The organism is Streptomyces sp. NPDC043952 (assembly GCF_056435325.1).
This window is the reverse complement of record NZ_JBWKES010000017.1, coordinates 118,117-130,432: the sequence shown is the minus strand read 5'-3', so window position 1 is coordinate 130,432 and position 12,316 is coordinate 118,117. Positions and strand designations below refer to the sequence as shown.

At 72.5% G+C, this 12,316-nt stretch carries 9 protein-coding genes, 1 tRNA gene and 1 pseudogene; 3 read left to right on the top strand and 8 right to left on the bottom strand.

The genetic code is table 11. From position 1 onward, the window contains the following. Positions 1-11 precede the first annotated feature (11 nt). From AC069R_RS20840 to AC069R_RS20815, 6 genes are all read right to left on the bottom strand, one after another. Entirely contained in the window at positions 12-1,274 is a 1,263-nt protein-coding gene (locus tag AC069R_RS20840) for an MFS transporter (RefSeq protein WP_478768308.1), read from the bottom strand. A 62-nt stretch (positions 1,275-1,336) separates the two neighbouring features. Next, on the bottom strand, positions 1,337-3,505 hold the full coding sequence (locus tag AC069R_RS20835; protein ID WP_478768307.1) for an AMP-binding protein: 2,169 nt from the start codon (positions 3,503-3,505) through the stop codon (positions 1,337-1,339). Beyond that, entirely contained in the window at positions 3,502-6,840 is a 3,339-nt protein-coding gene (locus AC069R_RS20830; protein WP_478768306.1) for an FAD/NAD(P)-binding protein, read from the bottom strand. The genes AC069R_RS20835 and AC069R_RS20830 overlap by 4 nt, the downstream gene beginning before the upstream one ends. After that, positions 6,837-7,298, bottom strand: coding sequence for a cobalamin B12-binding domain-containing protein (locus tag AC069R_RS20825; protein ID WP_478768305.1), 462 nt, complete (start codon positions 7,296-7,298; stop codon positions 6,837-6,839). The genes AC069R_RS20830 and AC069R_RS20825 overlap by 4 nt, the downstream gene beginning before the upstream one ends. Before the next feature lie 205 nt (positions 7,299-7,503). Continuing rightward, entirely contained in the window at positions 7,504-8,412 is a 909-nt protein-coding gene (locus AC069R_RS20820) for an EamA family transporter (RefSeq protein ID WP_478768304.1), read from the bottom strand. A gap of 47 nt (positions 8,413-8,459) precedes the next feature. Continuing rightward, complete coding sequence (locus AC069R_RS20815; RefSeq protein ID WP_478768303.1) at positions 8,460-9,635, bottom strand: LysR family transcriptional regulator; 1,176 nt, start codon at positions 9,633-9,635, stop codon at positions 8,460-8,462. Between the two features lie 42 nt (positions 9,636-9,677). On the opposite strand from AC069R_RS20815, the gene AC069R_RS20810 reads away from it, so the two are divergent. Both AC069R_RS20810 and AC069R_RS20805 read left to right on the top strand, forming a co-directional pair. Then, positions 9,678-10,307 (top strand): TetR/AcrR family transcriptional regulator, encoded by a 630-nt coding sequence (locus AC069R_RS20810; RefSeq protein ID WP_478768302.1) that lies wholly within the window; start codon positions 9,678-9,680, stop codon positions 10,305-10,307. 163 nt (positions 10,308-10,470) lie between these two features. Further along, positions 10,471-10,543: transfer RNA gene (locus AC069R_RS20805), tRNA-Arg, on the top strand. Positions 10,544-10,707: 164 nt separating this feature from the next. On the opposite strand, the pseudogene AC069R_RS20800 reads toward AC069R_RS20805, so the two are convergent. After that, positions 10,708-11,261 (bottom strand): annotated as a pseudogene (locus tag AC069R_RS20800) (flavoprotein). 159 nt (positions 11,262-11,420) lie between these two features. On the opposite strand from AC069R_RS20800, the gene AC069R_RS20795 reads away from it, so the two are divergent. After that, the gene (locus AC069R_RS20795) at positions 11,421-11,684 is read left to right on the top strand and encodes a hypothetical protein (RefSeq protein ID WP_478768301.1); all 264 of its coding nucleotides are present in this window, start codon (positions 11,421-11,423) and stop codon (positions 11,682-11,684) included. A 41-nt stretch (positions 11,685-11,725) separates the two neighbouring features. Here the strand turns inward: AC069R_RS20795 and AC069R_RS20790 are convergent, their stop codons facing one another. Beyond that, a complete protein-coding gene (locus AC069R_RS20790) occupies positions 11,726-12,298 on the bottom strand; it encodes a GNAT family N-acetyltransferase (RefSeq protein ID WP_478768300.1) in 573 nt (190 codons plus the stop codon). Between the last annotated feature and the right edge of the window lie 18 nt (positions 12,299-12,316).

The following is a 12,316-nucleotide window of genomic DNA, read 5'->3' as shown; positions in this document are numbered from 1 at the left end:
CGGGCGGCTCGCTACTTCCCTTCGCGGGGCATGACCACCGCGGAGAGCACGGCGGGCACGGCCCCGATCAGCAGCATGACCACGGGCCAGTTCGTGGCCGCGAGGATGCCGGGGATGACGAGCGGGGTGAGGAAGGCGCCCGCGAACACCATGGTGTTCTCCAGCCCGAGGGCGGTTCCGGAGCGCTCCTTGCCCGCCATGATGGCGATCTCGGCGTAGTGCACACCGTGCCACCCGCAGGACAGCAGACCGGCCACCACCATCAGCGCGGCGGCGATCCAGGCGGGCCCGGACTGGCACAGCGCGAGCCCGACGAAGCAGGCGGCGATGATCCAGCTGTAGGCGATCACGAGGCTGCGGCGGTGCCGGCCGCCCCTGCTGTCCGTCCAGCGCCCGCTCCACACACGGGAGACCGCGCCGAGGGCCTGGACGGCGAACAGCAGACCGGAGATGGCGGTGATGCCGACCCCGTGCACCTTGTGCAGGTAGATCGCGGCGAACGACAGGACCGTGAACTGCGGGAAGTCCAGCAGGAAGGCGCTGAGCGAGATCCGCCAGATCTTCCAGCGGCGCAGCGGGCTGACGGCGGTGCTCTTGTGCCCGGCGGCGGGCAGCGGCGGCTCGTCCAGCCAGCAGACGATGACGACGGTGGCGACGAGCGCGAAGGCGGTCAGGAAGCCGTAGACGCCCCGGAAGCCGACGCTCATGGCGAGCGCGGGCAGCGCGAGCGCGCCGATGGCACCGCCGAGGGGGACGGCCGCCACCCGCAGACTGATGGCGAAGCCGTGGTTGCCGGGCGGGAACCAGCCCAGCACCGCCCGGCCCGAGGCGCTGTTGACGCAGCCGCCGAGCGCGCCGGCGAGCAGCAGGACGGCGGAGAGCAGCCAGGAGGGCGGGGTGTAGCCGCCGTGGGGCACGAGGAAGGCGGTGGCCGCCGCGAGGCACGCGGTGGTGCCGGCCAGCCCGGTGATCAGCACCATCCGCTCGCCGAACCGGTCGGTGAGCAGCCCCCACAGGATCTCGGTGACGGCCGCGCCGCAGGTCAACGCGGCGAGGACGAGGCCGAGTTGGCCGGTGGAGTAGTGGTAGTCGCTCTGCAGGACCGCGCTGGCCATGGGGATGCCCTGGAAGGCCGCGCTGAAGGCCGCCTGCGCGAGGATGCCGATGCCGAGGATTCCCCACTTGTAGCGGGGCGAGTGGGTCCTGCCCGACCTGCCGACCGGGAGGGGGGTCGCCGCGGGGGCGGCGGGTGAGGCGGTGAGCTGCTGAGACATGGTCTTGTGTGGGCTTTCTGCTCGGGGGGTGGCTATGGCCGCGGGTTCGGGGAGCGGGGCGGTCAGGTGGCGGGGACCGGTGCGCCGTCCAGGGCGAGGCCGGTGTCCGGGAGTTCGCCGGGCAGCAAGGCCTCGGTGCGCTTCTCCCGGATCACCAGGAGGGTGCAGCCGCCGGGGCTGCTGACCCGGTGCACGCTGCCGGGCTTCTCCAGCACCAGGCAGCCGGGGCCGTAGACGTCGCCGTTGTCGTTGTGCAGCTCGCCGTCCACGACCACGATCAGCTCGAAGCCGAGGTGGCGGTGGAGGTCTCCGTGCGCGCCGGCCCCGAAGCGGGCGAGGTAGGCCTCCGCGCCGTCGGGCCCGGTCTCCTCGGCGGTGTAGAGCCAGTGCACGTCGACCGCCTCGCGTCCGGGCTGGACGTAGGCCTGCCAGGTCAGCCGGTCGAGGCGCGCGGCATCGAGGAGTTCGCGTATGACGAGGACGTCGCGGCGCCGCGGCGCGTGGCTGGTGACGGACATGGGGTCGCCTTTCGGGTCGGCGGGGCCGTGCGCGGGGTCGGTGGCGGTGGTGGCGGTGGCCCGCAGTCGGGCGGCCACCTCGGAGCGGCGGATCTTGCCGGACGTCGTACGGGGCAGCGCGTCGGTGAAGGAGGCGCTGTGGACGCGCAGGGCGCGGGTGACGTGCAGGTCCACGTGGGCGAGGAGTTCGGTCTCGGTGGCGAGGGTGCCGGCTTCGAGCTCGATCACCGCGTGCGCGGCGAGCGTCAGCGTCGGGTGGGGCACCGGCACCACGGCCGCCGCGCGGACGGCGGGGTGGGTGCGCAGGATCGCCTCCAGTTCGTACGGGGAGACGCGGTGCCCGCCCGACTTGAAGACGTCGTCGCGGCGGCCCAGCAACCGTACGTACCCGTCGGTGGCGAGGACCGCGGAGTCGCCGGTCGCGTACCGCTCGGCGGTGAGGACCTGCCCGGTGCGCTCGGGGTCGCCGTCGTAGCCGGTCATCATGCCCACCGGGGCGTCGGCGAGTTCCACGTACAGCTGCTCGTCGCGGACGGTCAGCTGCCAGCCGGGCAGCGGCTTGCCCAGCCAGCCGGGTTTGCGGGGCAGTCCGGGCGTGGTGCCGACCAGGGCGGTCGTCTCGGTCTGGCCGTAGCCCTCCCGGATGGTCACGCCCCATTCGGCCTCGATGGCCTCCGCCACGTGCAGGGCGAGCGGCTCGCCCGCGGTGGTGGCCTCGCGCAGCCGCGGCCGGGCGGTCCAGGCGTGGGCGGCGAGCCGGGTCCACTGGGCGGGCGGGGCGCACAGGCTGGTGATGCCGCGCTCCTCCAGCAGCCGCGGCAGCTGCCCGGACTCGACGTTCTCGACGGGCGGGACGACGAGGGTCGCCTCGGCGGTGAAGGGGACGAAGAAGCTGGACCAGGAGTGCTTGGCCCAGCCGGGCTCGGAGATGTTGACGTGCCGGTCGCCGGGCAGCAGGCCGTTGAAGTACAGGGAGGACAGATGTCCCACCGGGTAGGAGGCGTGGGTGTGGACGACGAGCTTCGGCGCCGAGGTGGTGCCGGAGGTGAAGTAGGCGAAGGCGGTGTCCGAGGCCGGGGTCGGGCCGGCCGGCAGATAGCGGGTGGCGGCCTGGTACGAGTCGTCGTACGGCTGCCAGCCGCGGACCGGGGCGCCGACCGCGATGCGTGTCATGGCGGCGCCCGGCTCCGGGTCCAACCCCTCGAACAGCGGAGCGAGTTCGCTGCGGCAGATCACATGGCGGACCCGGCCGCGGCGGACCCGGTCGGCGGCCTCCTTGCGGGTCAGGGAGGTGTAGGTGGGGATGGCCACCGCCCCGGTCTTCAGGCAGGCGAGCAGCGTCTCCCACAGCTCCACCTGCGTGCCGAGGACGATGAGCACCCGGTCGCCGCGCCGGACCCCGGTGTGGGTGAGCCAGTTGGCGAGCTGGTCGGAGCGGGTGGCGAGGTCCTGGTAGGAGATCTTCTGGTCCCGGCCGTCGGGGCCGATCAGTTCGAGGGCGGTGCGCCGGTTGTCGCGGGCGATGACGTCGAACCACTCCAGCGCCCAGTTGAAGTGGGTGAGCCGGGGCCAGCGGAAGGCCCGGTGGGCGGCCTCGTGGTCGGCGCGCAGCTCCAGGAGCAGATCGCGGGCGTGCTTGAACGCGGCGTGGGCGGGGGTGTGGCGCAGCGCGGAGTGGTCCTGGGCCGCGGCGCGGTCGTCTCGGGCGGTCATCCTCGGGTTCCTTCCAGCGTGCGGTGGGCGGCCGGCCGCGTCAGCGCCGCGAGCGCGTCCTGTGCGATGGCGTCGGCGTCCCGCGTGAAGTCGGTCCAGGGACCGGGCCGTGCGCAGCCGACCTGCATGAACCAGCGCTGTCCCTCGGAGGGGATGCCGAGGACGTACACGCCCTCCGCCGCCGCTCCGGTCGCGGTCACGGGCCGGTACGGGCTGGCCGTCGTCGCCACTCCCCCGGCGACCCGGCCGCCGTCGCCCCGCTCGTTGGCCCAGGGCGTCCACAGGCCGCTGTCGAGCAGCTGCCGGGTGAGCGGTGCGGTGTCGCGGCCGAGGTCCGGGGCCGGGATACGGGCGTCCACGAGCACCTGGCAGCGCTCCAGCGACCCCCCGACCTGCGGGGAGCGGACGGTGAAGCACCCGCTCGCCTCGTCCGCGGCGAACTCGACCGCGGGGCCCGCCACCCGCAGGACGCCCGCCTGGAGCAGCGCCCTGGTCTGCCGCAGCCGCTGCGCCGGGGGGCCCGCGGCCAGGAAGGAGCTGAGCGGGGCGAGCCGGCCCAGGAAGTCGTCGCGGTGCGAGGCGGCGGTCAGACCGTCGAAGTCGACCGCGCTACGGATGGTGCCGCGTACGTCGCGCAGGACGTCCAGGGCGGCCTTGCGGGGGCCTTCGAGGTTGCCCTGTCCGGCGTGCGCGAGGTCCTCGTCGATCAACTCCGTGAGCGCGGCGCCGAATTCGGCGGGGCTCTCGAAGGTCCGGCCGGCGAAGGGACGCGCCAGGGCGTCGATGTCCAGGGGTGCCAGGCCGTCGATGCCGAGTTCGGCGGCGGCGGTGCGGATGATCTTCTCCGCTCCGTCGGCTCCCGCCTCCTCGACAAGGGCGGCCGTGCGTATCAGGAACTCGCGTTCCCGGCCGTCCCCGAGTCTGGCGCGTACCGCGGTGGCGTAGTAGACGAGCTGCATCTCCGCGTGCAGCCAGGGCCAGACCTGGAGCCGGAAGTCGAGGGGGGCGCCGCCGGCGCGCAGGGCGGCGATCCGCTCTGGGGTGAACAGCCGGGCGGTGTACCGCCACAGCGGGCCCTTCTGGTTGAGCCCGCGGGCCGGCAGCGGCACCCCGGACCGCGAGCCCGCCACCAGGACCGGTTCCAGGCCGGAGGGCAGATACCGCAGCACCCGGTCCGGGCCCTCGCTGAACTGCCCGCCGCGGCTGGTGGTCAGCGCCGCGACGATGTCGTAGAACGTCAGCCCCATCCCGAGGACCGCGACACGGGCCCCCGGCGCGATGTGCTCCAGCGGCATGTCGGCCGCGCTGTCGCCGCGGATGTACGTCAGTTCCGGGCGGGCGGCGGCGAAGTCCGCGAAGCGGCCCTGTTCGGCGGAGAGTTCGGTCAGGGGGTGCCCGGTGGCCAGGACGACCCGGTCGGCGTAGAGCAGTTCGCCGTCCGCGCAGCGCAACCGCCAGGCACCGCCCACCCGTTGCAGCGCGACGACGTGCCCGGTGTGGCGGCGCAGGGTCGCGCGGGCCGGCAGGGAGTCCTCCACCGCCTGGAGGAAGAACCGCAGGTACCGGCCGTACAGCGCGCGCGGCGCGTAGGCGTTGGGGCCGGGGTAGACGAGGTCTTCCGCGCCGGCCCACCACTGGCCGAGCGAGGGTCCGGCGCCCGCTCGGGCGGGGCCGCCGTCCGGGGGGCCGGAGAACATGGTCACCTCGCCGCAGGCGGTGTTCATCAGGAAGGCCGGGTTCTGGTCGGTGCGCCAGATGCGGCCCGCGCCGACCTGGTCCTTGTCGATCAGCGTGATCTCGACGGCCCGCTGCGGCGGCTGTTCGCGCAGCCGGGCCACGAGGCGTTCGACGACGGCGAGTCCGCGCGGACCGGAGCCGACGACCGCGATGCGGTGGACGGCGGCCGCCTCGGTGGCCTCCGCGCGGCGGACTGCTCCGGCTTCCGCGCGCCGGCCTGCCCCGGCTTCCTCGCGGCGGCCGGCTCCGTCTTCCTTGCGGGGGGCGGCGATGGACTCCTCGCGGCGTGCGGTGACGGCCTCCGCGCGCTTGCGGGTCAGGGCGGCCGCCGCCCGGTCGTGGGCGTCCGCGGTGTAGCGCAGCATGCCCAGGAGCCGGCTCGACGTGACGGCGTGCCGGGTGCCGCCGGTGACCGGCAGCGGCATGGCGCCCGTACCGGCCCAGACGAGCCGGCCGTCGTCGCCGATCGCCCCGCGGGCCACACCCGCGTTGTCCCGGTGCAGGCAGAACGGCACGTCGAGGACGCCGGCCGCGAAGGCGGCGCGCAGGCCCGCGCCGATGTCGGTGCCGTGGTCGAGGACCGCGGTGATCAGCCGTAGCGCCTCGGTGTAGACCGTCTCGTAGTCCACCTGGCGGGCCCACGGCAGCGGGCAGTCGTCCTGGAGGGCCTGCCGGGACACGCGGGCCGCCCGTTCCAGGGCCGCGATGTTCTCGGGCACGGTGGGGATCCGGTGCGCCTCGGCGACGGTCTTGACGATCAGCCGCTGGGCGCCGCCGCGTACGGCGATCTGCGCCGACGAGTCCAGCAGCAGCTCGGCGCCGGCCTCGGTGGCGGGGTAGACGCCCATGTAGGTGTAGAGCACCACGTGCCGCGCGACGCTGGCGGGCAGGAAGAGTTCCGCGAGGTGGTGCAGGGCCGCCAGCGCCTCGATGTCCTGCACCGCGTTGGTCTGCTGGGCGTACGACAGCGACACCGAGGTCACCCCGTTGCGGGCGAAGAACATCGCCTCCAGGACGCTGATCGCCACGAGCAGCGACGGCGGGCACATCTGCCCGAGCATGCAGCCGCCGAAGGTCTCCAGGTGGGCCCGCAGCCCCCGCTCGTCCGCCTGCTCGGCGAGTTGCTGGGTCGCGTCGGTCCAGGCGGGCACCGCCTCGGCCAGCGGGAGCCGGGAGTAGGGCAGGCAGTAGGAGACCGGTCCGCCCTCGGAGGCGGAGAGCCCCGCCCCGATCATCGCCTCGAAGATATGGGCGGGCCGTGCCGAGCCGTGCCGGACCTGGACGGGGATGCCGTCGGCGGCACGGGCGACTTGCGCGGTGACCCGCGGTCCGTGGTTGACGAGGGGGAAGCCGTTCAGCGCGCGGCCGGCGTCGAGGGCCGCCTGCGCGCCGGCCATGTCCTCGACGCGGGTGTAGGAGTCGATGGTGAGCGTGGCGAGGGTCCGGGCGCGGGCCGCGGTGACGGCCGCCAGACCCTCGGCCATGGCCTTGGGGTCCGACATGCCCATCCGGGGCTGTACGACCAACTGCCCGGCGCGCGCAGCGTGTTCCACGTAGCTCTGCATGTCGGGGCTGCCCTGACGGCGGATCCGGCTCATCCGGCCGCCCCCGCGATCTCGGGGCGGTGCCCCGTCATCCGCTGGAGCGCGCTGCCGAACTCGGCCGGGTCCGCGCCGTCCGTGAACACCGCGTCGAAGCCCTCGGCGACCAACTCGTCGGCGAGGTGCGGCTGGTCGGCTCCCTGGATGCCGAGCTTGCCGCCGATCATGACGGGGACGGCGGACAGGGCCGCGTCACCGTCTTCGCGCAGCTTCCTGATCAGCCGGCGGCCGTCGATGTGGCCGTGGCCGTTCACCGAGGAGATGACCACGGCGTCGGGACGCTGTGCGCGGACCTCCTCGATGATCTCGGCGTCGGGCACGCACGGGCCGAGGTTTTGCACCTCGTAACCCCGTTCTTCGAGCAGCAGCTGGAGGAAGACCAGGTTCCAGGTGTGGGAGTCGGAGGAGACCGTCGAGAGCAGTACGCGGGTGGCTCTGGACTGGATGGGTGACACGGGAGAGACCTCCTGTCGATGTGCCGCGGCTGCCGCGACACATCGAAGATCCCGGTTTCCGGGTCCCCGGCCCAGACCGATTCGGAGGTCCTGAACCGCTGTTCACGGATGCCGCACGGCTCGAAGCTCTGACGTGAGGGGCAACTACTGTGTGAGTACGTTCAGTTGAGACCGGCAATGCGTTCAGTTGGGCCCGGCGATACGTTCAGCCGGCTCCGGCGACCGGCGCTTCGTCCGGAGCCCGGTCCCCGGACTGCCGTTCCTCCTCCGGGACTCGACGTCCGCAGACGACCACCCCGGCGACCACCAGCAGCCCGCCGAAGCACTGGAGGAGGGTCAGCGCCTGACCGAGCCAGACGTAGGCGATGACACTGGTGGCGACGATCTCGAAGGTGCCCAGCATGCTCACCCGCGTCGGTCCGAGGGACCGTACGGCGGTGAGCACGAGCGCGAACGGAGCGGCCATCCCGAGGACCCCGATCAGCACGAGCGGCACGAGCGCGCGAGGCTCCCACGCGCCGCTCTCGATGCGCCACGGCGGCTGCACACAGGTCCACGCGACGGCCGCGACCAGCGATCCGTACATGGTGGAGGTGGCACTGTGCACGGCACCCCCGATGCCCCGGCCGCACACGAGGTACAGGATGTACGCGGCGGCGGTGGCCAGCCCGAAGACGAGCCCGAGGGGGTCGAGACGGCTCAGCCGAGCACCGCCGATGCCGACCATCAGGACGACACCGCCGAGCGTGAGCGGCAGCGCCACCAGGACGCTCGCAGCCGGGCGCCGGCGCCGCCGCACGGCATCGGCGGCGGTCAGCCAGGCGGCGGCGCTGTACTGGAGCACCAGCGCGACGGCCAGCGGCAGCCGGGCTATCGCCATCGAGTAGCAGTAGATGAGCGCGGCCAGCGCCAGCCCGAAGAGGACCACCCGCGGCAGCCACCGCCACGGCAGCCGCAGCAGCTGCCGCCGGGTGAGGACCAGGACCCCGAACAGGCTCAAGAACCCCGCGCCCATCCGGAACTGAGTGACCGTCAGTGCACTGGTCCCGTGATCGATGAGCACGCGCGAGGCCGTACCGCTCAGCCCGAACAGCGCGCAGGCGCCGACGACCATGAGACAGCCGGACGCACCCGCGCCGCCTCGCCTCTCCGGTGGCGGGCTCAACTCGCTATGCCGCTCGTGACACACGAGGCGCCGGACCGGGCGGGCTGGGGGTTGCCCGGCGGGCGCAGGAGCTGGAAGTGCGGGACGACATGGGCGGGGGTGACCCCGGCGTTCCAGATGAGTTCGGACATCACCGGGGACAGCCCCGAGGGCTGCATCTCCACCAACTGCCCCGATTCCAGCTGGGGTCCGACCGCGATGGCCGGCACCACGCCCACGCCCATGCCGCCCAGCACGGAGGACTTCACGCCGTCCACGCTGCCCACCTGTTGGACCGGGACCTGCCCGAGGCGGGGCAGCACCTCCCGCTCGGCGATGTCCCGGTAGACGCAGCCCGGCGCGGTGACCAGCAGCCGCTGGGGGCGCGCCGCCGACTCGGGCGCGCCCACCAGCACGGCCCGGTCGGTCCACAGGTGCCGGCGGTCGTCGCCCCCGGCCTGCCGGACCGCCGCCGCGGAGACGGTGGAAGAGTTGACGAGCGCGGCGGCCAGCTCGCCCCGGCCGACCTGGTCGCGCAGCTGGGCGACCGAGCCGACGAAGATCTGGGTCTCCAGGTTCGGCATGAGCCGGCGCAGCGTGCGCAGGAAGCCCGGCAGCCGGTACGTGCACAGGGAGGCCGTCGCGCCGATGCTCAGGGTGCCCGGCCGGTCCTCCGCGGCGGCGGCCACCGCGGCCTGCGCCTGGGCCAGTTTGTCGAGGATATCCGTCGCGTATTCGAGGAAGCGGGTACCGGCCCTGGTGAGCCGGTTCACCGACGCCCCGCGCTCCAACAGGGAGGCCCCCAGGGCGCGTTCGAGCGCCTGGAGGTGGCTGGTGACCGTCGAACGCGCGTAACCGAGCCGCTCCGCGGCCTCGGCGAGGGTGTTGCTCTGCGCTACGGCCACGAATGTCTCGAGCCTTTGAACATCCACCTTGCAGTCTCCTTCCGGCCCGGCTTTCGCAGGGCGTGCTGCCTGCCATCCGACTCGGCACGAGGACGACCTTGAGTCAACTTTGGACCACGATACATCTCTGCTCCGTGGTCCATCTACAACCGATTCCCCAACTCCCTTTGCCGATCCGCCCCTTCGGCCGGCCCGCCATGCATCGACTGTGAACCAACCATGTACTGTGGTATAAGAATGGGTGGGGGCGGGGCGCCCGAGCGGGCGTCGCACTCGGCTGCGGCGCATGTCTCTGTCCTGTTACCGACAGCGCGCGTACGGGAGGAAGAGATGAACACGTCCCCACCCGAGAGCGAGGCCCAGCCCCTGGGGCGTCGCGGGCGGAACAAGATCAAGATAAAAGAGCGCCTGTACACGGCGGCGCTGGAACTCTTCGCCGAGCAGGGCTACGACCAGACGTCCGTCGACGAGATCGCCGAACGCGCCGACGTCGCCCGCGGCACGTTCTTCAACCACTTCCCGCGCAAGGAAGACCTCATCGGCACCTGGGGCGAACGCCGCCGGGAACGCCTGGTCGGCGTCATGCAGGACGCCTTCCCCGACCAGACCGGCGCCGCGGACCGGCTGCGCCGCTGCATGGCCGTCCTGGGCCGCATCAACGAGGAGGAACACGACCGTACGGCCGCGATGCTGGTCGCCTGGGTCAAGGCCGGCCGCCCCCTCCGCGAGGAGCCCTACGTCGCCGAACTCTTCGCCGAGATCGTCGAGGACGGCCGCAAGACCGGCGAACTCCGCGAGGACGTCATCCCCCAGCAGGTGGGCAACGTCCTGCGGGACATCTACCTGGGCACCCTGTACCGCTGGTTCCGCGAGGCGGAGAACGAGCCGGACGGCCGCCTGCAACAAGAACTGACCCAGGCCTCCGAACTCCTGCTGAACGGAATCGTGACGCGCTCTTGAGGGGACGGGGGGGCCTGCGAGACCGGGTGATGCGATCACGACCGGTGCACTCCTGGGCCACCAGATGCGCCGCGGCGGTACGGTTCCCCCGCGACCCTCTTCCCGACCGGCCAATCCCGGCATCCGTCCGACCATCGATCCGGTACCCTGTGGGTCGAGCCCCGCCTTCGTAGCTCAGGGGATAGAGCACCGCTCTCCTAAAGCGGGTGTCGCAGGTTCGAATCCTGCCGGGGGCACAGAGCAACACCTGGTCAGAGGCCCTTCCGTCCGATGGGCGGAAGGGCCTTCGCGCGCGCAGCACACATATGGCACACACGGGCTGCGGGCAAAGGTTGGGAGCTATGCCTTGAGGCCGCCAGCCGTAGGGACACACGCCCCTCTTATCAAGTCACGGACCGAGTCACCGCTCCGGGCCGACCAGAGGCTTCAGCAGATCCAGTGCTTCCTCCCAGCGGAAGCTGTCCGCCGCGCCGCCGGCCCTCGGTCGGTGCGGTGCGCAGGAACCGATCAGGACACCCATCCCCCGCAGCCGGTCCAGGCTCTGCTGGTAAGCGGGGTGGGCAGCCTGGGCGGAGTTCAGGTAGGGCAGGGTCACGGTCGGGATGCCCATGCCGTACGCCTCGCACAGGATGCCCAGGGCGAGGGTGTCGGAGATCCCGGCGGCCTACTTGTTGATCGTGTTGAAGGTGGCGGGAGCCACGGCGATCGCGTCCGCCGGGGGCAGTGGGCGCGGGTCTCCGGTGAACGCCAGGCGGAGCAGATCGGGTAGCCGGTCTGTGCCTCGATCGCCGTGGTGTCGATGAAGCCGAGGCCCTGCGGCGTGGCGATGACGCCGACGTCCCAGTTCGCCTCCTGGGCGGCCGTGATCAGCTTGCCGACGTCGCGGGCAACGCCTGCCGCGCAAACGACGACGTACAGGAAGGGCTTCTTGTCCGGGGCGGTCGGTTCGGTCACGCGGGGACTCCCAGTTGGCGGCTGAAGTGGTGAAGTTCCGGCAGGGTACGTCGGCGGTCGCGGGCGGCCATGTCGGCGACCAGGTGGCGGGTGTCCTGGGAGCTGCCTCACATGAGGTCCGCCGCACTCGCGGAGAGGCGGAAAGGCTATACATAGGCCATGGACACCTTTGCCGGACCGGGCAGTCTGCTGTTGGTCGCCGCGGTGGTTCTCATGGTGAAGTACCGGCGGCGCATGGCCGGTCGGGCTTTGCTGGTGGCGGCCGGGCGGGGGGCCGTGGTTGGGGGCTTTGTGAGCGGTTGTGCGGGGGCCTGGGTGCAGGGGGCGTCGTTCATCGACATGGTCGTACTCGGTCTGAGCCTCGCCCTGCTCGCGGGGGCTGCTGCCGAACTGGTGGCCCGCGGAGGCGCGGGGCGCATGTGATCGGTCTCGGTGCTCGTACCCGTGCCGGGTGACCGGTCGGCTCAGGTGCCGGGGCTCGGGGTCGGGTGGGTGGGGGTGGCGACGACGCCGTACGTGCGGTTGGCGAGGGTGAAGTTGCCCAAGGGGGTCATGCCGAAGGCGTGCACGTGGACGCGCCAGGAGGCCTGGTTGGACAGTTCGATGAAGGCGAGCAGCAGTTCGGCTTGTGGTGCGCCCACTTGTAGGGCGGTCGTGAACAGGGCGCGGGCCACTCCTCTTCCGCGGTAGGCGGGGGCGACCACCACGGGGCCGTAGAGGAGGAAGGGGACGGTGCGGAGGGGGCGGCCCTGCCAGGAGAGGGAGTCCTGGGCGGCGAGCAGGGCCCGGACCGGTGGGGGCGGGCTGGGGATGTCGGCCGGGGAGGCCAGGCCGAGCAGGCCGGCCAGGTGGCCGTCGTCGTACGCGACGAGCAGGCTTCCGTCCTCGGCCATCGAGCGCAGCGCGTCGGTATCGAGGGCGCCCTGTACGAAGCCCTGTTCCGCGCGTTGCCGCTCCGTGAGCGCGTCGTAGTGGTTGGCCGCGAAGAGTTCGGCCATGGCAGGGGCGTCGGCCGCGCCGGCACGTCGGTAGTCCATGGTGGTGATCCTGCCCCC

Coding starts and splice junctions, on each gene's coding strand:
- AC069R_RS20835 (WP_478768307.1), bottom strand. CDS start 3,505: ATGACCGCCCGAGACGACCGCGCCGCGGCCCAGGACCACTCCGCGCTG.
- AC069R_RS20790 (WP_478768300.1), bottom strand. CDS start 12,298: ATGGACTACCGACGTGCCGGCGCGGCCGACGCCCCTGCCATGGCCGAA.
- AC069R_RS20815 (WP_478768303.1), bottom strand. CDS start 9,635: ATGCGCCGCAGCCGAGTGCGACGCCCGCTCGGGCGCCCCGCCCCCACC.
- AC069R_RS20830 (WP_478768306.1), bottom strand. CDS start 6,840: ATGAGCCGGATCCGCCGTCAGGGCAGCCCCGACATGCAGAGCTACGTG.
- AC069R_RS20840 (WP_478768308.1), bottom strand. CDS start 1,274: ATGTCTCAGCAGCTCACCGCCTCACCCGCCGCCCCCGCGGCGACCCCC.
- AC069R_RS20820 (WP_478768304.1), bottom strand. CDS start 8,412: ATGGTCGTCGGCGCCTGCGCGCTGTTCGGGCTGAGCGGTACGGCCTCG.
- AC069R_RS20810 (WP_478768302.1), top strand. CDS start 9,678: ATGAACACGTCCCCACCCGAGAGCGAGGCCCAGCCCCTGGGGCGTCGC.
- AC069R_RS20795 (WP_478768301.1), top strand. CDS start 11,421: ATGGACACCTTTGCCGGACCGGGCAGTCTGCTGTTGGTCGCCGCGGTG.